The sequence below is a fragment of the Rhodococcus sp. DT1 genome, from assembly GCF_049844875.1.
Taxonomy (GTDB): Bacteria; Actinomycetota; Actinomycetes; order Mycobacteriales; family Mycobacteriaceae; genus Rhodococcus.
This window is the reverse complement of the sequence record NZ_JBNCLW010000003.1, coordinates 22944-42454: the sequence shown is the minus strand read 5'-3', so window position 1 is coordinate 42454 and position 19511 is coordinate 22944. Positions and strand designations below refer to the sequence as shown.

20 protein-coding genes, 1 tRNA gene and 2 pseudogenes are annotated in these 19511 nt (G+C 68.0%); 8 read left to right on the top strand and 15 right to left on the bottom strand.

What is annotated here, in order from left to right:
• Positions 1 to 34 precede the first annotated feature (34 nt).
• On the bottom strand, positions 35 to 178 hold the full coding sequence (locus ACLQ3J_RS07935) for a hypothetical protein (RefSeq protein WP_169621429.1): 144 nt from the start codon (positions 176 to 178) through the stop codon (positions 35 to 37).
• A 150-nt stretch (positions 179 to 328) separates the two neighbouring features.
• On the opposite strand from ACLQ3J_RS07935, the pseudogene ACLQ3J_RS07930 reads away from it, so the two are divergent.
• Positions 329 to 721, top strand: a pseudogene (locus ACLQ3J_RS07930) (dihydrofolate reductase family protein); the annotation flags it as partial.
• A gap of 104 nt (positions 722 to 825) precedes the next feature.
• Here ACLQ3J_RS07930 and ACLQ3J_RS07925 read toward each other — a convergent pair.
• The 5 genes from ACLQ3J_RS07925 to ACLQ3J_RS07905 all read right to left on the bottom strand — a co-directional run bounded on the left by ACLQ3J_RS07925 (position 826) and on the right by ACLQ3J_RS07905 (position 5010).
• A tRNA-Ala gene (locus ACLQ3J_RS07925) sits at positions 826 to 901 on the bottom strand.
• A gap of 155 nt (positions 902 to 1056) precedes the next feature.
• On the bottom strand, positions 1057 to 1929 hold the full coding sequence (glpR, locus tag ACLQ3J_RS07920) for a divisome protein SepX/GlpR (protein WP_169652553.1): 873 nt from the start codon (positions 1927 to 1929) through the stop codon (positions 1057 to 1059).
• 235 nt (positions 1930 to 2164) lie between these two features.
• Complete coding sequence (locus ACLQ3J_RS07915) at positions 2165 to 2800, bottom strand: GNAT family N-acetyltransferase (protein WP_169621461.1); 636 nt, start codon at positions 2798 to 2800, stop codon at positions 2165 to 2167.
• Positions 2800 to 4065 carry a molybdotransferase-like divisome protein Glp gene (gene glp, locus ACLQ3J_RS07910; protein ID WP_169652554.1) on the bottom strand — a complete coding sequence of 422 codons (1266 nt, stop codon included), beginning with the start codon at positions 4063 to 4065 and terminating at the stop codon, positions 2800 to 2802. The genes ACLQ3J_RS07915 and glp overlap by 1 nt, the downstream gene beginning before the upstream one ends.
• Positions 4066 to 4098: 33 nt before the next feature.
• Positions 4099 to 5010 (bottom strand): UTP--glucose-1-phosphate uridylyltransferase, encoded by a 912-nt coding sequence (locus ACLQ3J_RS07905; protein ID WP_169621459.1) that lies wholly within the window; start codon positions 5008 to 5010, stop codon positions 4099 to 4101.
• A gap of 60 nt (positions 5011 to 5070) precedes the next feature.
• On the opposite strand from ACLQ3J_RS07905, the gene ACLQ3J_RS07900 reads away from it, so the two are divergent.
• The 4 genes from ACLQ3J_RS07900 (at position 5071) to mscL (ending at position 7496) form a co-directional block, all read left to right on the top strand.
• The gene (locus tag ACLQ3J_RS07900) at positions 5071 to 5673 is read left to right on the top strand and encodes a 5-formyltetrahydrofolate cyclo-ligase (protein ID WP_169652555.1); all 603 of its coding nucleotides are present in this window, start codon (positions 5071 to 5073) and stop codon (positions 5671 to 5673) included.
• Between the two features lie 84 nt (positions 5674 to 5757).
• Positions 5758 to 6078 carry an FmdB family zinc ribbon protein gene (locus ACLQ3J_RS07895; protein WP_169652556.1) on the top strand — a complete coding sequence of 107 codons (321 nt, stop codon included), beginning with the start codon at positions 5758 to 5760 and terminating at the stop codon, positions 6076 to 6078.
• 95 nt (positions 6079 to 6173) lie between these two features.
• Positions 6174 to 6896 (top strand): SAF domain-containing protein, encoded by a 723-nt coding sequence (locus ACLQ3J_RS07890; protein WP_425902781.1) that lies wholly within the window; start codon positions 6174 to 6176, stop codon positions 6894 to 6896.
• A gap of 165 nt (positions 6897 to 7061) precedes the next feature.
• Positions 7062 to 7496 carry a large conductance mechanosensitive channel protein MscL gene (gene mscL / locus ACLQ3J_RS07885; RefSeq protein WP_296549568.1) on the top strand — a complete coding sequence of 145 codons (435 nt, stop codon included), beginning with the start codon at positions 7062 to 7064 and terminating at the stop codon, positions 7494 to 7496.
• An 86-nt stretch (positions 7497 to 7582) separates the two neighbouring features.
• Here mscL and ACLQ3J_RS07880 read toward each other — a convergent pair whose 3' ends face one another.
• From ACLQ3J_RS07880 to ACLQ3J_RS07850, 7 genes are all read right to left on the bottom strand, one after another.
• Positions 7583 to 8221, bottom strand: coding sequence for an MspA family porin (locus tag ACLQ3J_RS07880; RefSeq protein ID WP_169652559.1), 639 nt, complete (start codon positions 8219 to 8221; stop codon positions 7583 to 7585).
• 53 nt (positions 8222 to 8274) lie between these two features.
• Positions 8275 to 9048 (bottom strand): MspA family porin, encoded by a 774-nt coding sequence (locus ACLQ3J_RS07875; RefSeq protein WP_425903146.1) that lies wholly within the window; start codon positions 9046 to 9048, stop codon positions 8275 to 8277.
• Between the two features lie 578 nt (positions 9049 to 9626).
• The gene (locus ACLQ3J_RS07870) at positions 9627 to 9860 is read right to left on the bottom strand and encodes a hypothetical protein (protein WP_346765158.1); all 234 of its coding nucleotides are present in this window, start codon (positions 9858 to 9860) and stop codon (positions 9627 to 9629) included.
• Positions 9861 to 9864: 4 nt separating this feature from the next.
• Positions 9865 to 10362 (bottom strand): MogA/MoaB family molybdenum cofactor biosynthesis protein, encoded by a 498-nt coding sequence (locus tag ACLQ3J_RS07865; protein WP_206037042.1) that lies wholly within the window; start codon positions 10360 to 10362, stop codon positions 9865 to 9867.
• An 85-nt stretch (positions 10363 to 10447) separates the two neighbouring features.
• Positions 10448 to 11719 (bottom strand): trypsin-like peptidase domain-containing protein, encoded by a 1272-nt coding sequence (locus ACLQ3J_RS07860; protein ID WP_296549577.1) that lies wholly within the window; start codon positions 11717 to 11719, stop codon positions 10448 to 10450.
• 159 nt (positions 11720 to 11878) lie between these two features.
• Entirely contained in the window at positions 11879 to 13279 is a 1401-nt protein-coding gene (locus ACLQ3J_RS07855) for a HAMP domain-containing sensor histidine kinase (protein WP_296549578.1), read from the bottom strand.
• Between the two features lie 8 nt (positions 13280 to 13287).
• Positions 13288 to 13977 (bottom strand): response regulator transcription factor, encoded by a 690-nt coding sequence (locus tag ACLQ3J_RS07850; protein ID WP_169621450.1) that lies wholly within the window; start codon positions 13975 to 13977, stop codon positions 13288 to 13290.
• A 72-nt stretch (positions 13978 to 14049) separates the two neighbouring features.
• On the opposite strand from ACLQ3J_RS07850, the pseudogene ACLQ3J_RS07845 reads away from it, so the two are divergent.
• The 3 genes and pseudogenes from ACLQ3J_RS07845 to ACLQ3J_RS07835 form a co-directional block, all read left to right on the top strand.
• Positions 14050 to 14257 (top strand): annotated as a pseudogene (locus ACLQ3J_RS07845) (hypothetical protein); the annotation flags it as partial.
• Positions 14215 to 14472 (top strand): 30S ribosomal protein S18, encoded by a 258-nt coding sequence (gene rpsR, locus ACLQ3J_RS07840; protein ID WP_072699716.1) that lies wholly within the window; start codon positions 14215 to 14217, stop codon positions 14470 to 14472. The pseudogene ACLQ3J_RS07845 and the gene rpsR, both read left to right, overlap by 43 nt.
• 544 nt (positions 14473 to 15016) lie before the next feature.
• Positions 15017 to 15943: an AEC family transporter gene (locus ACLQ3J_RS07835; protein ID WP_169621698.1), complete on the top strand. Its 927-nt coding sequence runs from the start codon at positions 15017 to 15019 to the stop codon at positions 15941 to 15943.
• 10 nt (positions 15944 to 15953) lie between these two features.
• Here ACLQ3J_RS07835 and ACLQ3J_RS07830 read toward each other — a convergent pair whose 3' ends face one another.
• Positions 15954 to 17738, bottom strand: a complete 1785-nt coding sequence (locus tag ACLQ3J_RS07830; RefSeq protein WP_425902780.1) for an ABC transporter ATP-binding protein — start codon at positions 17736 to 17738, stop codon at positions 15954 to 15956.
• Positions 17735 to 19459: an ABC transporter transmembrane domain-containing protein gene (locus ACLQ3J_RS07825; RefSeq protein ID WP_169652562.1), complete on the bottom strand. Its 1725-nt coding sequence runs from the start codon at positions 19457 to 19459 to the stop codon at positions 17735 to 17737. The genes ACLQ3J_RS07830 and ACLQ3J_RS07825 overlap by 4 nt, the downstream gene beginning before the upstream one ends.
• Positions 19460 to 19511 lie beyond the last annotated feature (52 nt).

Genomic DNA, 19511 nt, shown 5'->3' with positions numbered 1-19511 from the left:
ACGGCCATGGCGGCATTCGGTGCCGAGTCGATGATCAGAGGCGCTGTGCCATTTCCTCCTGGTACTGCTGGATGGTCCGTTCGATAGTCGTGCAGTCGTCGGTGCGACCTTCGCTGCGCGCGAGGTCTGCGCGTTCACGCAGCACGCGGATGGCGCGGCGAAGCTCGTCATCACTCATCCTCTGGTCCATGGATCCAGTCTGAACGTTGGGGCACCACCACGCCAGCGGTCGGGTGTTGCGATTCGCCGGGTGTTCGGACGAGCCGGAGTGAATTCGTACGAGAAGGCGGCTCGCGACACACTAGATTCGGGGACCCGAGCAGAGGAGATCGTCGGCCGGCACGTCTTCGACATGACGGACGGCTGGGACGGGGTGCCTCCGAGCGGTGTCGACCACGTGGTCTTCGTGACCCATCGGGCGGCGCCCGAGGGTTGGGACCCCGCGGCGCCGTTTCGCTTCGTCGAGGGCATCGAGGCCGCTGTGGCCGAGGCGCAGGAACTTGCGGGTGACCGCGTGGTCGAGGTTGCCGCCGGCGAGGTCGGTGGCCAGGTGTTTGCCGCGGGCCTGGTCGACGAGGTGCGCATGGACGTCGTCCCCGTCGTGTTCGGGACCGGCAAGCGCTACTTCGGGTCGGTCGACGCGCAGCGCCTTCTGGAAGATCCTGACGTGGTGATCCGGGGCAACGGGGTGCTCCACGTGCGCTATCGGGTGCGCCGCTGATCGATCCGAGCGAGTACGCGACGAGTCCCCTGCGGACCGGGGCACGGGGATACGAAAAAACCCTGCCCACCGATCACGGGAGCAGGGTTGGAACTTCGACCAGATGGTGGAGCTGAGGGGAATCGAACCCCTGACCTCTTCGATGCGAACGAAGCGCGCTACCAACTGCGCCACAGCCCCGTAGGTTCCTGACGGAACCGACTCGGAAACCTTAGCAAACCTCCCCACCCAAAACGAAATCGCGCCATCGGCACAGGTAGGGCGTCTTTTCTTGCGCAACAGGCACACAGCAGAAGGCCCGCACCGACGCGGTGCGGGCCTTCTGTGCGTTCGGGTTACTGCCCCGCTGCACGCGGGACGAAGTAGTCGCGGGGACGTTCGTCGTAACCGTGCTCGTCATAACCGTGCTCGGCGTAACGGGGCTCCTCGTAGCCCGGGTCGATGTGACCCGAGTCGTCCACGTAGTAGCCGAGGTGGTCGAAATCCGGGTCTTCGTCGTCGATTTCGAGGACCACGGCCCCCCGCCGGCGCAGACGCTCGGGGACCAGCCGGAGTTCTTCGTCGGTGCGCGACTCGACGCCGAGCCGTGACCGGTGCAGACGCGCCAGCCGGCGACGGCGGATCTCCTGCTCGAGCTGTACTTGGCGGCGGAGGTAGAAGAGGTAGCCGACGAGCGCCGCGGTCCCAGCGCCGCAGATCCACCACATCACCGACGACACGGTGAGCGCCAGCGCTGCGCTGAGGATCGCGGCGATCAGCAAGGCAAGGACCGTGCGCTGACGCGCGTCGTAGCGTTGCGCACTGGCCACGGCATCGGCGTGCGGGTCGAATCCGCCCCGGCCGCGGCGCTGCGGCACGAAGTCGCGTGCGGGCGCCCGTCCGGGACGGCGGGTACGTGCGAAATCGTCGTCCGAAGAGAAGTCTTCGTCGGTGTCTGTTCCGGGCCTGTCCTCGAGGTCTGTGTCCATGCGGTCCTCCGCTGGGTGTCCGTGCGCGTGATCACGACTCGGACGCCAGTTCGGGTCGCTGCGATGCCCGGCAGCCGGCCCACGGGGGGCGATCGGCTCGTCGTCACCGCGATGCAGAACCCGTGTCGCAAGCGCGGCGTCGGTCGTCTGCCGGATCCGTGGACGCTTGGTGACCAGCATGGGCACCAGAACGAACAACCACACGGCAACAAGCCCTATCCACAGGAGTGAATTCGGCATCCGGCGGCCCTCCTCCCAGTCGTCACCTGCTAGTCCGTCGGCGCCACCGACCTAACTCAGGCTAGCGGCATGTACACGATTACCCGTAGAGAAACGCCGACTCAGGCGACTACTGCTGCCACTCGAGTCACGCACTCCCACAGGACACATTGTTCACTCTAGTCACAGAAATCACCGGAAGCCTGAGGATTATCACTCAGGTTCGGAGTTACATTTGTTACACCGGTCGGAGGTTTCAAGACCACGTCGCGCGGCCACCCCGAACCAGGCGGTCGGACACCGAACCGGGAACCTCTTCGACGGTCATCGCAACCAGCATGTGGTCACGGAATCGGCCGTGCACGTCGAGATACCGCTGGAGCAGGCCTTCTTCGCGAAATCCGACGTTCTGGAGTACGGCGCGACTGGCAAGGTTCTCCGGACGGACGGTCGCCTCGACCCTGTGCAGACCCACGGGTCCGAAGCAGTGATCCAGCCCCAGCGCAACGGCCGCGGTGGCGACACCGAGACCGTTGACGTCCTTCTCCACCCAGTAGCCGATCCACGCAGAGCGCAGCGCCCCGCGCACGATGTTGCCGACCGTGATCTGTCCGCAGAAGCGCCCGTCGAGTTCGATGGCCATCGGGATCATGTGTCCCCGGTGCGCTTCGGCTCGCAGACTCCGGTACAGGCCGGGCCACACCGAGATGTGGTGCCGCATGTCCCACGGGGACTCTCCGGTGGGCTCCCACGGTTCGAGGTGCTCGCGGTCTCGCATCCTCAACCGACTCCACGCTGCCGCATCGCGCAGTTTGAGCGAGCGCACGGTGACGAGACCGCCCGCCACCCGCAACGGCCCCAGCCGGGCCGGCCACCCGGGATGTCGCGACATCAACCGCGCTGCCCGAGGAACGCCACGTCCACCCGGTCGCCGGCGCGCACCTCGGAGGTTTCGGGTTCCACGATCACCAGGCAGTTCGCCTCGGCGAGCGTCGCGAGGAGATGCGACGACGCGCCCGCAGCACCCCCGAGTGCCTGAACGAGATACTCCCCGGTCGCCTCGTCGCGCAGCAGTTGCCCGCGGAGGTACCCCTTCCGGCCGGGGATGGAGGTGATGGGGGCGACGGTGCGTGCCGCCACGATGCGGCGCATCGGCTGTCGCCGTCCGAGCGCGATACGAATGAGCGGCCGCACCATCACCTCGAAGACGACGAGCGCACTGACGGGGTTCGCCGGCAACAGGAACGTCGGGACCTCGTCGCGGCCGAGTCTGCCGAAGCCCTGGACCGACCCGGGGTGCATCGCAACCCGTTCCACTTCGAGGTCACCGAGATCGGACAGGGCCTCCCTGACGTCTTCGAGGGCACCGCCGCCCACCGCTCCGGCGATCACCACGATCTCGGCACGGATCAGCTGACCTTCGACCACTTCGCGGAGTCGCTTGGGGTCGGTACTCGCGATGCCGACCCGGTTCACGTCCGCCCCGGCGTCGCGTGCCGCGGCCGCCAGCGCATACGAGTTCACGTCGTATACCTGCCCGGGGCCGGGGGTGCGCTCGACGTCGACGAGTTCTCCGCCGACGGAGATCACCGAGAGCCGGGGCCGGGGATGGACGAGCACTTTGTCGCGGCCGACCGCGGCGAGCAATCCCACCTGCGCGGCACCGATGATCGTGCCGGCGCGCACCGCGACGTCACCGGGCTGCACGTCGTCGCCGGTGCGGCGGACGTAGTCGCCCGAGCGCACCGTTTTGAGCACCTTGATGCGGGCGGTCCCCTGGTCGGTGTAGTCGAGCGGCAGGACCGCGTCGGCCAGTGTCGGCAGCGGAGCACCGGTGTCCACGCGGACGGCCTGGCGGGGCTGCAACCGGATGGGCTGCCGCGACCCTGCGCGAACTTCGCCGACGACGGGCAACACCACGTCGTCGGGTCCGTCGTCGTCTCCCGACTCCGGGGACCGGCCCTCCGCGAGCCGCACATCGACACTCCGCACGGCGTAACCGTCGATCGCGGCCTGGTCGAAGCCGGGTAGCGGCCGCTCTGTGACCACTTCTTCTGCGCACAGCAAACCCTGCGCTTCCGAAATGGCCACTCGGACCGGCCGGGGTGCGACTGCTGCCGCCGTCACCCTGGCCTGTTGATCCTCAACCGACCGCATACCGCTTCTCGACCTCCAGCCAGGTGCCGCCTGTCACTGTTCCAGGCGCTCGATCAGCCACTCGCGGAGCGAGGGACCGTACTCGTCCGTGTTCAACGCAGAGTCAACCGCAGCGCGAAGGTACCCGCCGGGATTTCCGAGGTCGTGTCGGGTGCCGCGATGCACGACCACATGGACGGGGTGACCCTCGGCGATCAGCAGGGCAATGGCGTCCGTGAGCTGGAGTTCTCCGCCTGCGCCGGGCTCGATGCGACGCAGTGCGTCGAAGATCGCCCGGTCGAGCAGATAACGGCCGGCAGCGGCGAAGGTGGAGGGGGCGTCTGCGACATCCGGCTTCTCGACCATGCCGAGGACCTTGAGCACGTCGGGGTTGACGGCATCGGGAACGATCTCGACGTCGAAGACGCCGTACGCGCTCACCTGCTCCTTCGGCACGTCGATCGCGCACAGCACCGAACCGCCGCGCTTGGCACGCACACGCTGCATGATCTCGAGGACACCGACGGGCAGCACGAGATCGTCGGGCAGCAGCACGGCGATGGCTTCTTCGTCGTCGTCGAGCGCTGCTTCCGCGCACGCCACCGCGTGGCCCAGACCGAGCGGCTTCTCCTGGATCACCGACTCGACTTCGAGCAGGCCCTGCGCCTTGCGCACCTTCGCGAGCAGTTCGTACTTGCCCTTTTCTTCGAGCTTCGACTCGAGAACGAGGTCTTCGACGAAATGCGCGACGACACCGTCCTTACCGGGCGCGGTCACGATCAGCAGGCGCTCCGCGCCGGATTCGGCCGCTTCGCCCGCCACGAGCTCGATGCCCGGGGTGTCGACCACAGGGAGTAGCTCCTTGGGGACCGTCTTCGTTGCGGGGAGGAACCGCGTACCCATGCCCGCCGCCGGGACAACCGCGGTCTTGAAGCGCCACGCCGCGCCGTCCGTTTTGTTCGTCATAGACTCCCACCCTAACTTCGGCCAACCGATCGGTGGCCCCGTGATCTTAAGGCGACCCGCATGGCCCGCACTTCCAAAGCACTCTGGCGTACCCGGATTATCTCCGCGCGACACCGCGTAGAAAGCGATCTTCGCCACGTCGAAGACGAAGCACTCGCGCGCACGGCCGCATCCCTGGCCCCCGCAGGCTCGACGGTCTGCGCGTACGTTCCCGTGGGTTCGGAGCCCGGTTCGACAGCGCTTCTCGACGCGCTGGTCGCCGCCGGTGTCACCGTCCTCGTGCCGGTGACCCGTGAGGGGTCGGCGCTCTCGTGGGCGGAGTATCGCGGCGAGTCTTCGCTGGTCGCAGCGAGTTTCGGGCTACGGGAACCCGCCGGCGACGTGCTTCCGCCGGAGACGGTCGGCGACGCGCACACGGTGCTCGTACCCGCACTCGCTGTCGACGTCCGGGGCGTGCGACTGGGCCGGGGCGCGGGCTTCTACGACCGGACTCTCCACCTGGCCTCGCCTGATGCGAGGATCGTCGCCGTCGTACGCGACGACGAACTCGTCACAGAGTTGCCCGAGGATCCTCACGACATCCGCATGGGCTGGGCACTCACCCCGGAGAAAGGGCTGGTACGCCTCGGTGCGGGCAACCGTGCGGAACAACACACCCGCTAGCGTTGTTGGCACTGTCGGCGATAGAGTGCCAAAGCTGCGGTCTGACGAATACCGCGGTACGACGAACTGGCGGAGGATCAAGCGGTGCCCACCTACTCATATGCCTGCACGGCGTGCGACAACAAGTTCGACATTGTGCAGTCGTTCAGCGACGCTTCCCTGACCGAGTGCCCGGAGTGCAGCGGCAAGCTGCGCAAGCTGTTCAACTCGGTCGGGATCGTGTTCAAGGGCAGCGGCTTCTACCGCACCGACTCCCGCAGCGGCAGCACTGCAAGCGAGAGCGCGAAGAGCGACTCGAAGTCGAGCACCTCCGAGTCGGCCCCGGCTGCCTCCTCGTCGAGCTCTTCCTCGACGAGCACGTCGTCGGCGAGCACGTCCTCGACCCCGGCCGCCGCAGCGAGCTGATCGGGGTTCTCCCCAGGCGCCCTGCACATCCCCAGGACGCCGGGCACACCTCTTCGCGAGACCGGCGGGCAGATCCGAACGCATAGCGTCGGCACATGCCCGTCGGTCCGTTGTCGTTTCCGCCCCGGTTCACTCCACCCGGGCGCGGCCGTCCGTCCGGCCCTTCCTCGCTCCAGCCGACCCTTCCCGACCGGATTGCCGAACGATTCCGGCCGGGCTGGGCACGTGCGGGTACCGCCCGGAAGGTGGGCGCAGGAGTTCTCGCCGTTCTCGCGACAGTCCTTGCGCTGCGCGGTGATCCGGATACCGAACGCGTGCCCGTCCTCGTCGCCGCACGGGACCTGAGCCCGGGGCGAGCACTCACCGCCGACGACCTCACCCTCTCCGAACGCGACGCCTCCGGTCTCGCCGCAGGTTCACTCACCGACCTCGCGAATGCCGTGGGCCACACGCTCGCCGGCCCCGTGCCCGCCGGGGAAACCCTCGTCGACGCCCGTCTGGTGGGGCCACGCCTCGCGTCGGCGGCCACCGGCGTCCAGGACGCGCGTGTGGTCCCGATCCGCCTCGCGGACGCCGGGGTGGGCGAACTTCTCCGCGAAGGCGACCTCGTCGACGTCGTGACCGTCGCGGGTGCGACGGACGCCGCCGTGCCCGACGCGCACGTCCTCGCGAGGGGTGCGATCGTCGTGCTGGCCCAGCGCGCCGACTCGGCGGGCGACCGGAACGAGCGCGTGATTCTGGTTGCGCTCGAACCGGATCAGGCCACGGCCGTCGCCGCCGCGTCGCTGGTCAGTGCCTTGACGGTGACGCTGCACTGAGCCCGCGGGCCGGTCCCGGACTGTCGGCGCACCCGAGTGCGGTCGGCACCGAACTGCCTGAGACGGCCATACCGAACGCCCGGCCGGTTTATCGTCAGCCTGTGGATGTGATCCACCGCACGTGCCCGCGCTCGTCGCCGGAACCCTTGCACGAAGGAGAGCACCATGCTTAAAGGCTTCAAGGACTTCCTCCTCCGGGGTAACGTCCTCGACCTCGCCGTCGCGGTGGTGGTCGGAACAGCGTTCACCGCGATCGTCACCGCCTTCACGACATACGTCATCGAGCCGCTGATCGCCGCGCTGGGCGGCGACAACGAATTGGGTTGGGGCTTCCAGATCCTCGCCGACAATCCGGCCACGTTCATCAACGTGGGTGCGGTGATCACGGCCGCGATCAACTTCATCATCATCGCCGCGGTCGTGTACTTCGTGCTCATCCTTCCCGCCAACGCGGCGAAGAAGAAGTTCGTCACCGAGGAGGCGGACAAAGAGGCGAGTGCCGAAGATTTGCTCATCCAGATCCGCGACATCCTCGAAGCGCAGGCCGGCACGCCGGGCCAGGGCGGCGGGCACACCCGGTCCACGCCGGATCTGTCGTAGACCTTCCGCACGAAAAAGGCTGGGCCCACTCGGATTTCCGAGTGGGCCCAGCCTGTGGTGCGGTTCGGCAGCTGCCGGACGTCTACTTAGACGGTCCAGACCTGACCGTAGGTGGTGACGTTGTCGCCGTTCGCGGTGATCGCGCGGACGAACGGACGCACCTGGACAGCGCCGAGGACGCCGGAAGCGGTGCCGTGGACGTTGGCAAACTGAACGGTCTTGAAGTCACCGTCGAACTCGCCCTCGGCGACGACGAGCTCCTCGATGCCCGGAGCCGGGGTCAGCTCGAGCTCGGCGTATGCCTGCGGGAGGATGTCGGTGACCGTAGCGTCGACCACAGTGGTCGGATCGAGGCCGAGCTCGAGGCCGGGAGTGGAGTAGGTGACGCCGATGGCGCCGTCGATGCTGCCGGCCCATGCGAACTGGTAACCGAACTGGAAGGTGGTGCCCTCCGCGTCGGCTGCACCCTCACCGAGGATGTTGGCGGTGCCGCGGCCGTTGTGGAAGAACTCGCGGTTGAACGGGCTTCCGCCGAGGGCCGGAACGCCCTGGATGAAGGTGTCTTCCTGCGTCACGACGACCTCGAGGCCGTCGGAGACGATGCGGTTCTGATCGTTGACCTCGGCCGAAGCGGCACCGGAGGCACCGAGGACCAGACCGAGAACGGCGGCACCGGCCACAGTGGCGTTACGGGCGGCCTTGAAGCCACGCGACTTGATTCCCATGATTACTCCGTTTTTGGTGGTGGGTACTACTGGTGGGATGGGCAGTGCAGGACTCAGAGGGTCCAGACCTGGCCGTAGGTCGTGACGTTGTCGCCGTTCGCGGTGATGGCGCGCACGAACGGACGAACCGAAACCGGGCCGATGACGCCCGTGGCGGCACCGTGAACGTTGGCGATCTGAACTTCCTTGAAGTCGCCGTCGAACTCGCCTTCGGCGACCACAACTTCTGCGATGCCGGGCGCCTGCGACAATTCGACGCCAGCCGACAGCTGAGGAAGAATGCTGCTCACCTTGGCGGTCACGGTATCGGTGTCAGTGACGGTCTCCTTGAAGAGCTTGTTGCCCTCCGGATCTGTTGCTTGAATCGGCTGGCCATCCGCGTCGAGCTTCGGGGCGCCTTCGCCATCGACCTCGTAGACCGGCTCGACCGTGGTGGTTTCAGTAGACTTCAGCGTCAGAGTCGGGTCAGGGCTCGCCCAGTTGAACCCGATCGCACCGTCTACCGACGCCGACCATGCGACCTGGTAGCCGAACTGGAAGGTCGTGCCCTCGAAATCGGCAGCGTCGGGGCCGACGATGTTCGCGAGACCACGCCCGTTGTGGAACCACTCACGGCTCAGGGGGCTGCCACCGATCGGGGGCACACCCTGAATGAAGGTGTCCTCCTGAGTGACGATGACTTCGTTGCCGTCGGAGACGATCCGGTTCTGGTCGTTGACCTCTGCGCTCGCGGCGCCGGTCGATCCGAGAACCAGACCGGCCACGGCGGCCGCCGCCACCGTGGCGTTGCGGGCGGCTCTGAAACCGCGTCGCGTCTGAATCTTCATGAATGCCTCATCCGTTCTCTGAGTGCCGGGTGGCGCACCCGCGTCCGGCACTGCTGGTCGCCCTCGTCGCCCGCGAAGGCGTTCTCCACAGCGAACGCACCGCCGGAGTGCCCGCCGGTGCGTTCGGTGCGTCAATCGTCCACACGGTTTTGCGTTACCGATTCGAGATCGAAGAGCCGGTGTGTGAGACCTCTCCGCGACCTGATCGAACCTGAGAGGGAGATTAGACCGTGACCTTTCGCGGGGCAACGGCTAGAGATTCACGCGAGCCGGACATTCGGGGCTGTGAGCCCGTCGCTCCACGAGGCTGTCTGTACTCGCGCCCACAACGGGCGAATGTGACGGCGTTCTCGTGCCTGCCGGACAGACGAGTCCGGGTGAGAATGCGTTTCAGCAGGTGAGAGTGGGGATTCCCCGGGCAGGCGACGTAGAAACCTCTCGGGATTGTGTCGGGGGGCACAGGATCTGCCTGGTGGTGAACGAGGACGCGAACCGAACGGAATGTTTCGGGAACGTTTCGTTGCCGCCTATAACGGGTTCATCTCAGAGTAAGGTGAGCCTCACCAACGTGAGGTAGATCACACATGTCCGTGGTGTGGAGGCACTTGCTGACGCAGCCATTCGTCGGAATCGCGCCCACCTTCTCGCCTCTCCTCCCCTCCGCCCCGTTCGTCACGGGTGGTCTCGGGAAGCACGTCGCCGAAGATGCGCGCGAGCCGCGCCCGGTCGATCCGGGCGCGGCTCGGGGACGGTGACGCAGGCCGATCGGCTGCGTTGTCGGCGGGGGTCCCGCACGACTCGTCGTTCGAAATGGTCCTACTCCTCCACTCGCGAGAATTCCTGAATCACATGTGCCGCCAGCGGCAGCAACGTCGCCATGCCGTCCCTGATCGCGGCGCGCGACGACGGCAGGTTGGCGACCAGCGTCGAGCCGGACACCCCCACGAGCCCGCGCGACAATCCGGCATGCACATTGCCGGACGCCAGACCGGACGCACGTAGCGCCTCGGTGATGCCGCGGATCTCGTGATCGAGCACGTCGGCCGTGGCGTCGGGAGTCACATCGCGGGGCATGACACCGGTGCCGCCCACCGAGATCACCAGATCGACACCGCCGATCACGGCGGTATTGAGTGCATTGCGGATCTCGACCTCGTCTGCCGCGACCGTAACCACACCGTCCACCGCGTATCCGGCTTCCACCAGCAGCTCGGTGACGAGCGGACCGGCCGCGTCGGGGCTGTCCCCGTGGGAGACCCGGTCGTCGACGATGACGACCAGGGCGCGGCCGATTCTCAGGTCTTCGAGTTCCATGACACCCACGGTAGTTCGCGGCTGCGGCGGACGCGCTGCATGCGCGGAATTGTGAGCTATGTCCATTTTTCGGCTCCTCGCCGCTCTACCCCGACGTCGTTTCGACATCGACGGTGTTCTGGTTCCCGTTCGCATCCTGGTAGGTGATCTTCACCGTCTCGCCAGGAGCATGCGAACGGATCGCCGCGATCAGCGCATCACCGTCGGTGATGACCCGATCGTCGACCTTGACGATGAGGGAGCCGGCGGGAATTCCCGCGCGCTCGGCAGGCCCGCCCGCGACCACTTCGGCGACACGCGCGCCGTTGTCCTGGTTCTGGGACGGCACCTGGACGCCGATGACGGCGTGCTGAGCCGTACCGGTATCGATCAGCTGATCGGCGATACGACGAGCCTGGTTGACGGGGATGGCGAAGCCCAGCCCGATCGATCCGGACTGCGACCCGGCCGTGGCGATCGCGGTGTTGATCCCGACGAGACGCCCCTCCATGTCGACGAGCGCGCCGCCCGAGTTCCCCGGGTTGATCGCGGCGTCGGTCTGGATCGCGTCGATGACCGAACTCTGGTTACCCGTCTGCCCACTGGTGGACACCGGCCGTTCGAGTGCGGAGACGATGCCCGCGGTGACCGTGCTCTCCAGCCCGAGCGGTGAACCGACGGCGACGACTTCCTGTCCCACCTGGATGTTGTCGGAGTTGCCCAGTTCGATCGGGGTGAGATCGTTGCGGCCCTCGGTCCGGATCACGGCGATATCGGAGACGGCATCGGCCCCTTCGATCGTCGCGGGAGCCGAGGTGCCGTCGGAGAAGTACACCGTGAGCTGTCCTCCGCCGCCCGCACCCTCGACGACGTGGTTGTTCGTGAGGATCAACCCATCCGAGGAGAGAACGACGCCCGAGCCTTCACCGCTGCTGTTGCGACCCATCACCTCGATCCGCACCACACTCGGCACCACTTTCTGGGCGACCGCCTGGACGCTGCCCTCCGGTGCCTCGACGACCGTGACGTTCTCCTCCGCGGGCGTATCGAGCGAGTTGACCACCGCGGTACCGCCACCGGAATCCTTGACCGCCCACGCGCCTACTGCCCCACCGATGCCGCCACTGACGATCGCGAGTGCGATCGCGCCGACCGCCAGCGCCGAACGGCCGGGCATACGCCCCGTGCCCCGGGTCTGCTGTGGGTACGGCCCCTGTGGATACGGGCCGGTGGGCTGACCCGGGCCGTACGGCCCCGGCGACTGGCCCGGGCCGGTAGCGCCCGTCGGTTGCGCCGGCCCGTACGGACCGGTGGGCTGCCCTTGCCCATAGGGGTGCGGTTGCGGCGAACCTGCGCCGCGGGTGGGGTCATCGTTCATGGTCATCGCCTTCATCCGATTCGAGCACCAGGACGAGCGTCCGGTCGCCCGAAGCGCGGTGGCGCTTCGGCGTCCGCTTCCCAGGATGGACTGCTCATCTGAGAACCGGCTTAATATTCGGCTCCTAAATCCCTGTCAGTCCGCTCCGGCCCCGGTCCGCTACGCCCGGTCGGTGCCGGTGTCGTCGCCGAGATCGGGGGTTCCCGGCAGCACGATGCGGATCAGCGCCCCACCTCGCTCCGAACGGTCGACGGCGATGGTGCCGCCGTGCTTCATGACGATCTGCCGGACGATGGCCAGGCCGAGGCCGGAGCCCGGCATCGAGCGAGCGCTCGTCGCGCGGTAGAAACGCTCGAAAACCAGTTCGCGTTCTTCTTCCGGGATGCCTGGGCCGGCGTCGTCCACAGTGATTTCCATCAGGCCGGGGCCGATCTGCCGCATCCGCACGAACACCTCTGCTCCGGCGGGACTCCATTTCGCCGCGTTGTCGAGGACGTTGACCATCGCTCGGGTGAGTGCGGCGTGGTCGCTGAACACGTACCACGGCTCGGTGACCGCGGTGAAGACCACGTCGGTCCGCCGTCGTCGTGCTCGCTCGAGACTCCGATCGACCACTTCCGCGATGTCCACGGCCTCGAACACCGCCTCCGGCGCGTCCTCGCGCGCAAGATCCACCAGGTCGCCGACCAGCGTGGACAGTTCTTCGATCTGCCCGACGACGTCTTCGCGAAGCTCCGCCATGTCCTCGGGGGGCAGACTCGGCGCACCGGGTCTACTGGCCGCGATGAGCAGTTCCATGTTGGTACGTAGCGAGGTCAGCGGCGTTTTCAGCTCGTGCCCCGCATCCGCGACCAGCCTGCTCTGTCGTTCGCGCGACTCGGCGAGCGCCCGCAACATCATGTTGAAACTCTCGGTGAGCCTCGCCAGCTCGTCGTGTCCGCTCACCCGGATCGGCCTCAGGTCGTCGGTGCGCGCGACCCGCTCGGCGGCGGCCGTCAGCCGCGCGACCGGTCTCAGGCCCGTCCGGCCCACGGTCGCTCCCACGGCCGCGGCCAGCACGACGCCACATCCACCGACGACGAAGAGCACGCTCGCCATCCGGTTCAGCACTTCCACGGTGGGCCGCAGCCGTTGTGCGATGACCACCGTGCTGCCGCCGGGCATGCGCTGGGCGAGGACGCGTTGCTGGTCGACCGTCCGTAACGACGACTCGCGCTCGCCCTCCGCCACGGCCAGCTCCGGTTCGCCGATCGGTACCGACGATCCGGGCGGGACGTACCGGCTCAGGTCGCTGTAGATCAACGCGACGCTGATGTCGGAACTGTAGAGCTGGGCGCCACCGATGTATCGCGGGTCGTAGGTGATGAGCGTGCTCGACTCGACCAGCGCCTCGGCGCGGGCACGTAGCTGCTGATCGACGTCGGAATACAGCGCGCGGGCGACGACGGCATATGCGGCGATGGAGGTGACCGCCACGGCGAGGGCGACAGCGCCGGCCGCGAGCAGTGTGACGCGGGTGCGCAGGGGCACCGACCGCGTCAGCAGCATCGGCGGCCGCATCTTCGACTTCACGGTGCGGTCTCGCGCAACACGTACCCGACACCGCGCACGGTGTGGATCAGGCGGGGTTCACCCCCGGCCTCCGTTTTCCGGCGCAGGTATCCGACGTAGACCTCGAGGGCGTTACCCGAGGTGGGGAAGTCGTATCCCCACACCTCCTCGAGAATCCGGCTGCGCGACAACACTCGTCGCGGGTTCGCCATCAGCATTTCCATCAGGGCGAACTCCGTGCGGGTGAGACTGATCCGGCGGTCGCCCCGGGTGACCTCGCGGGTCGCAGCGTTGAGTGTGAGGTCCTCGAACCGCATCGTTTCTTCGGCGGACGCGTCGGGGTCCGGGGTGGCGCGGCGGAGCAGTGCCCGCAGGCGGGCGAGCAGTTCCTCGAGTGCGAACGGCTTGGGAAGGTAGTCGTCTGCTCCGGCGTCGAGTCCCGCCACCCGTTCGGAGACGGAATCGCGGGCGGTGAGGACGAGGATCGGCAGGTCGTCGCCGGTGCTGCGCAGCCGCCTGCACACCTCCAGGCCGTCGACGCGCGGCATCATCACGTCCAGCACCATGGCGTCGGGCCGTGACGCCACGACGTGTTCGAGCGCCTCCTGTCCGTCCGACGCGAGGTCGACGGTGTATCCGTTGAAGCTGAGAGAGCGGCGCAGCGATTCCCGCACTGCCCGGTCGTCGTCGACCACCAAGATGCGCATGGTTCTCAGTGTGGACCGGACCGCTGAGAATTGACTGAGGGGCGTGCCGTGCGGCCGGAATCGTACTGCGGTCTGCCCTGCTCGTCGCGTCCGGTAAGATTGCTCAATCGAGACGCTGCGGACGGCCGCCCGCGCGGCCACCTGCGGAAGTTCGGGCTCTCACGAGGGCGTACGTGAAGTCGCCCACCGCGGGGAAATACCCGGCGTCCACAAAGTCGAGCTGGTGAGGAGCGAGATATGGCAGTCAAGCGAGGACCGTCCAAGAAGTCGCGTGCCGTAGAGGGACGCAAGCCCAAGAAGAATCCCCTCTTCGCGGCAAAGATCGATTACGTCGACTACAAGGATGTGAACCTGCTCCGCACGTTCATCTCCGACCGCGGCAAGATCCGCAGCCGTCGCGTGACCGGCCTGACCCCGCAGCAGCAGCGCCAGGTGGCCATCGCGGTGAAGAACGCGCGCGAGATGGCTCTCCTCCCCTACATCAGCAGCAAGTAGGCGCACGCCGCAGATTCCGACGACCGCCCCTTCCGTAGTCACGGGAGGGGCGGTCGTCGTATGCGCGGACGGTGCTCGGCGCCGACCCCACGTCCGAGCGGTGAATCGGGCAAACTGGGCATTATCATCGCCACACGGGTGAACCGCCTGCATTTCGCCCAAATTTCGGGAACTCCTGTTGGCACCTGGCCCGATTCCCGGATAGGTTTTTGTTCGCTGGAACGAATCGCACTGCCGGGGAGGACAGAGGATCGTTTCAGCGGAGTGCCCCCTATAGCGCGACGGCTCACCAGTCCCCACCGACACCGAGCCTTCCCGCGCATGACGACCGGGGGCATTCACCCCGTCCGCTGCCCCACTGGGGGCAGGCTGTCGGGGACACCCCGCCGACGGCGGGCTCACGCCCGCCGTCGGCGGCTTCACGTGCTCGCGCCCCCTGCCCCGGAGTTGCGGCAGCAGAACCGGACCGAACCGTTACCGGTGGTAACCTTTTTCGCCGGGCGTGACGCGCCCGGTGGAGAGCTTCGTACGAGTGGGTGAATCGGTGTCGGGCGTGGTCGCGGGGTTCACCGTCATCTTCGTCATCATCGCGATCGGATTCGTGCTGGGACGCCGGGGAACGCTGGGCGCCGAAGCGCAGACCGTACTCAGCCGGCTCGTATTCTTCGTGGCCACTCCCGCCCTCCTGTTCGACGCGCTCGCCACGTCCGACCTGGCGGTCATCTTCTCCCCGAACCTGTACGTCGCCGCGGCCACCGCGTTCGTCGTCGCCATCGCGTACTTCGTCATCGCAGCCCTGTGGCTGAAACGTTCCGTACCCGAACTCACCATCGGCGCACTCTGCGCCGGGTACGTCAATTCCGCGAACCTCGGAATCCCCATCGCGGTGTTCGTTCTCGGCGACGCCTCGTTCGTCGCGCCCCTGCTGCTCTTCCAGATCGTGGTGCTCTCCCCTATCGCCCTGACGATGCTGGATCTGTCGACGATGCGTGCCGGAGCGTCCAGACTCGACACACTCACGGCCCCGTTCAAGAACCCCATCGTTCTCGCGGGTGCCGCCGGACTCGCCGTCGCGGTCAGCGGCTGGACGGTGCCCGCGGCGATCCTGCAACCGTTCCACCTGCTCGGGGGAGCCTCGGTGCCCGGCGCGCTGCTCGCGTTCGGACTGTCGCTGCAGGGCGTGCGAGTGCTCGAGAAGGGTACGAGCCCGCGACGGGACGTCGCACTGGCGTCGGTGCTCAAGATCGTCGTGCAACCGCTGCTCGCGTACGCGATGGGCCGCTACCTGCTCGGACTCGACGGGCACGCGCTGTTCGCCGTCGTCGTGGTCGCGGCCCTCCCCACCGCCCAGAACGTCTTCGTCTACGCGAGCGCGTACGGGCGCGGAATGGTCCTCTCGCGCGACGCGGCGCTCGTCACCACCCTCGCCTCGATACCCGCGATCGGCATCGTCGCGAGCCTGCTGACCTGAGTAGCGGCCGTCAGGAACGCCCGCGCGACCACGCCTCCCACAACCGGGCGTACCGACCGCCGCGGCGCACCAACTCGTCGTGGCTGCCCTCCTCGACGATGCGTCCGTCGTCCATGATCACGATCCGGTCCGCTGTGGCGGCGTGGCTGAGCCGGTGCGCGACGATCAGCGCCGAACGCCCCCGCAGCGCTTCCTCCGCCGACCGCTCCAGTTCGTCGGCTCCCGCCGATCCGGCGTCGGCCGTGGCCTCGTCGAGAATGACGAGGGCCGGATCGAGCAGGATCACTCGCGCGAGTGCGAGCTGTTGTTCCTGCATAGGGGTGAGGACGTGCCCGCCCGACCCGACTTCGGTATCGAGGGCGTCCGGAAGCCGCGACACCCAGCCCGCCGCGCCGATCCGTTCGAGCACCGCGGAGAGTCGCTCGTCCGATGCCTCCGGCGCAGCCATCCGCAGGTCGTCACGCACCGAGCCGGAGAACACGTGGACCTCCTGCGTCAGGAGAGCGATCTCGCGGGTGCGCCGGTCGTCACCGAGCCGGTCGATCGGGACACCGCCGAAGGTGACGCTCCCGGCAGTCGGGGGATGCACCCCGGCAACGACCGACGCGAACGTCGTCTTTCCTGCTCCGGATGCGCCGACGAGAGCGACGTGCTCGCCGTCGGCGATGGTCAGGTCGACGCCGTGCAGTATTTCCGGTCCGGACTCGTAGCCGAATCGCACTCCGCGGGCGACGACTTCGCGGCCCGTAGGCTGCGGCAGCTCCTGTCCCGTGGTGCCGGTCTTCTCGTACGCTTCGCACTCCTCGATGAGCCCCGCGATGCGCGAGAGCGACGCGAGGCCGCTCTGCAGGTCGTCCATGACGAGGAGCAACTGCCCCATGGGACCGAACAGCCGCAGGAAGAACAACATCGCGGTGGTGGTGACGCCGACGGTCACAGCATCCCGGTCGACGAGCACGAAACCAACCAGCAGGATGGACGCCATCCCGAGGAACTCGGCAAGATTGATGCGGCCGAACAGGCGGTTGACCACGATCCGCGCGCGCAACTCCCAGCGCGCGACCCACCACGAGTGCTCGTCGATCGGTCCCGCGAGACGAGGCCCGAGGTCGAACGCGTGCACGGTCGCCAGCCCACGGATGCCGCCGAGCACGTGGTGCGCACGCTCCCCCATGGCCACCCGCGACTCCCGGTACACCGGTGGCGCGTCGCGCGTGTACATCCGGGCACCGATGTAGTGGACGGGCAGCACGACGATCAGAACGAGGAGGAACCGCCAGTCGAGTGCGGCGAGGCCGAACATTGTCAGCACCACGGTGAACAGCGCACCCGAGATGGCAGGTGCGGCGGTACGGATGGCCGAGCCGACCTGGGAGACGTCGTCCGTGGCACGCGAGACCAGGTCGCCGCTGCCCGCCGACTCGATGCGTGAGAGCGGCAAGCGCATCGCAGCGGTGAGCATGCGTTCCCGCAACCGGGCCAGCCCGGTTTCGAACAACCGGGAGGTCAGGACGAGTCCGAATCCGCCGAGAGCCGCGGCGGCGACGGTCCCCGCGACCATGGCGGCTGCGAGCCACGCGATGTCGCCGAGGTCGCCGCCCTCGAGCACCACGTCGACCGAACGTCCCATCGCCCACGGGGTGACGAGCCCGGCCGCCGCCCCGAGGACCAGAACCACGAGGACAGCACAGGTCTCGCGGCCTTTCCCGGCGAACGACGCGCGGGCGATGCGTACCGTGCCACGGGCGTCGGACGTGCGGAAACGTTCGCCGGCGCGGGAGGTGGTTGCGGTCATGGCTGCTCCTGCTTCGGAACCGACGGCATCGCGGACCGGGCCGGCAGGCTCAGGATCTCGTCGGCGACGGCGGTGAACGCCGGTGATCGGGTGAACACGATCGTGGTGTGACCGCGCCGCGCTTCCGGCAGGCGTTCGGCGATCGTCGCCTCGGTGACGGAGTCGACGGCAGTCGTCGGATCGACGAGCACCAGCACGTCGACCGGGGACGCGAGCGCCCGTGCCAGGGCGACCCGCTGTCGCTGCCCGCCGGAGAGCAGCCTGCCGGCCTCCCCGACCGGAGTGTCGAGACCCGCGGGCAGCACCCGCGCGACGTCGTCACACGCCGCGGCGAACACCGCCCGGGTCACGCGTGCATCGGCATCGGCCGCGTCCGGCGGGATCCCCGCGGCGATGTTCTCGAGGATTGTGCCTTCGAACAGGTGCGACGCGTGGGGCACGACACGCAGGCTGCGCCGCGCGGCGCCTGCTCCGAGTTCGGCCAGGTCCACACCCCCGACCAGCACCCGGCCCTGTTCGGGGAGGTGCACTCGCGACAGCACGGCGACGAGGTCCGCGGTGGCGTCGGCATCGGCCCGGACCACCACGAATGCTCCTTCCGGGACCGTGGCGGTCAGGGCGCGCACGTGTCCGGCGGTGAGGCAGTCGAATTCGACGGTGGCGCGGCCGTCGGTGTCGCGATCACCCACAACGACGGCGGCCGGAGCCTGGAGGATGCCGAGCACACGCTCGGCCGATGCGACCGCCGATGCCCACGCGGCGCCCATGCTGGTGCCGAGCGCCGCGAGTGGACCCATGATCACCTGGGTGACACCGACGACGGTGATGAGCTGGCCGACGGTCAGCGAACCGGTGACAGCCATCGCACCGGCCGCGATCGCGACCCCGGCGACGAGCATCCCGGAGACGAGTTCCATGGTCGCGACATAGGCCCCTTCGGCCCGTGCCGAGCGCAGCACACCGTCGAGCGCGCGCCTGCTGGCCGACAGGTAGCGGCGGGACGCCTCGCCGTCGGCTCCGATTCCTTTGACCACGCGGATACCGGAGACCAGGTCGGTGGCCGTCCCCGCTGCCGTACCCGCGACCTTCTGTTCTTCGAGGCTGCGCCGGCGCAGCGGACCGGAACCCTTGTCGAGCAACCAGAGGATCAGCGGTGCCCCGGTCAGGATCGCGACGCCCAGCATCCAGGAGGTGCTGAGCAGGACGACCCCACCGAAGAGGACCGCGGCGAGGTGACCCACGGGATACACCGCGACGGCGATCCCGCGGGCGAGTTGCTCGACGTCGGACGTCGCGATGTTGAGCGTCACGCCGGGCGCCTGCGGCGGCCCGCCCACACCGCGGACATCGAGGATGCGATCGGTGACCCGGGTCCGCAGGCGGTGCTGGACCGCGAGCATTCCGGCCTGCCCGATCCTGCCGCCGAAGCGGGCGGAGAACGACAGGACCACGAACACTGCCGCGAGCACGAGCAGCCACGCGACCAGAGCGCCGGCGTCGCGGGTGGCAACGGCGCGGTCGATGGCCTGCCCCATCACGACGGGCACGAGGGTCTCGCAGATCTGATGCACCGAGACGAGGACCGCGGCCGGGACGGTCCATTTCCGGGCGGCGAAGATCGTCCGCACCGTGAACTGCCGGGGCGTGGTCTGCGCGTCCACCCGGATCTCGGGCGTGGGCATGGCCTGCGCCGGCGGGTCGAACAGGACTGGCAGCCTCATGGTCCTCCGGGGAGTCGGTCGCGGCGAGGACCCGCCACGGGTGCGGGCTTAG

Coding starts and splice junctions, on each gene's coding strand:
- glpR (WP_169652553.1), bottom strand. CDS start 1,929: ATGCCGAATTCACTCCTGTGGATAGGGCTTGTTGCCGTGTGGTTGTTC.
- ACLQ3J_RS07890 (WP_425902781.1), top strand. CDS start 6,174: ATGCCCGTCGGTCCGTTGTCGTTTCCGCCCCGGTTCACTCCACCCGGG.
- ACLQ3J_RS07860 (WP_296549577.1), bottom strand. CDS start 11,719: ATGAACGATGACCCCACCCGCGGCGCAGGTTCGCCGCAACCGCACCCC.
- glp (WP_169652554.1), bottom strand. CDS start 4,065: ATGCGGTCGGTTGAGGATCAACAGGCCAGGGTGACGGCGGCAGCAGTC.
- ACLQ3J_RS07915 (WP_169621461.1), bottom strand. CDS start 2,800: ATGTCGCGACATCCCGGGTGGCCGGCCCGGCTGGGGCCGTTGCGGGTG.
- ACLQ3J_RS07830 (WP_425902780.1), bottom strand. CDS start 17,738: ATGACCGCAACCACCTCCCGCGCCGGCGAACGTTTCCGCACGTCCGAC.
- ACLQ3J_RS07850 (WP_169621450.1), bottom strand. CDS start 13,977: ATGCGCATCTTGGTGGTCGACGACGACCGGGCAGTGCGGGAATCGCTG.
- ACLQ3J_RS07875 (WP_425903146.1), bottom strand. CDS start 9,048: ATGAAGATTCAGACGCGACGCGGTTTCAGAGCCGCCCGCAACGCCACG.
- ACLQ3J_RS07900 (WP_169652555.1), top strand. CDS start 5,071: ATGGCCCGCACTTCCAAAGCACTCTGGCGTACCCGGATTATCTCCGCG.
- ACLQ3J_RS07880 (WP_169652559.1), bottom strand. CDS start 8,221: ATGGGAATCAAGTCGCGTGGCTTCAAGGCCGCCCGTAACGCCACTGTG.
- mscL (WP_296549568.1), top strand. CDS start 7,062: ATGCTTAAAGGCTTCAAGGACTTCCTCCTCCGGGGTAACGTCCTCGAC.
- ACLQ3J_RS07855 (WP_296549578.1), bottom strand. CDS start 13,279: ATGCGGCCGCCGATGCTGCTGACGCGGTCGGTGCCCCTGCGCACCCGC.
- ACLQ3J_RS07865 (WP_206037042.1), bottom strand. CDS start 10,362: ATGGAACTCGAAGACCTGAGAATCGGCCGCGCCCTGGTCGTCATCGTC.
- rpsR (WP_072699716.1), top strand. CDS start 14,215: ATGGCAGTCAAGCGAGGACCGTCCAAGAAGTCGCGTGCCGTAGAGGGA.
- ACLQ3J_RS07905 (WP_169621459.1), bottom strand. CDS start 5,010: ATGACGAACAAAACGGACGGCGCGGCGTGGCGCTTCAAGACCGCGGTT.
- ACLQ3J_RS07825 (WP_169652562.1), bottom strand. CDS start 19,459: ATGAGGCTGCCAGTCCTGTTCGACCCGCCGGCGCAGGCCATGCCCACG.
- ACLQ3J_RS07935 (WP_169621429.1), bottom strand. CDS start 178: ATGAGTGATGACGAGCTTCGCCGCGCCATCCGCGTGCTGCGTGAACGC.